The sequence below is a fragment of the Streptococcus parasanguinis genome, assembly GCF_001578955.1.
GTDB lineage: Bacteria > Bacillota > Bacilli > Lactobacillales > Streptococcaceae > Streptococcus > Streptococcus parasanguinis_U.
Genome location: NZ_KQ969768.1, coordinates 1 through 316, shown reverse-complemented (window position 1 = coordinate 316; position 316 = coordinate 1). Strand labels below are relative to the sequence as shown.

Below are 316 nucleotides of genomic sequence, written 5' to 3'. Positions count from 1 at the left end.
CAAAGGTCAAATGATCAATGCCCTTCAATTGGCCATTGATTTCCATAACAAACTACCTGAAGGAGCACGTCCTGAATTAACCGAAGGCTATGAAGGCTTCTACCACTTGATGAACATTGAAGGTACTGTTGAGGAAGCAAGTGCCAGTTACATCATTCGGGACTTTGAAACCGAAAGCTTTGAGAAACGCAAAGACCTCATGACATCTATTGCGGATCAGATGAATGCGGAGCTCGGTAGCGAACGCATTCTCCTCACCCTCAAAGATCAGTACTACAACATGAAGCAAGTGATTGAAAAAGATATGACGCCGATT

At 43.7% G+C, this 316-nt stretch carries 1 protein-coding gene; it reads left to right on the top strand.

What is annotated here, in order from left to right; translation table 11 throughout:
- On the top strand, nt 1-316 hold a 316-nt coding region (locus tag SPADD19_RS11155; protein WP_164905879.1), incomplete at both ends, for a peptidase dimerization domain-containing protein.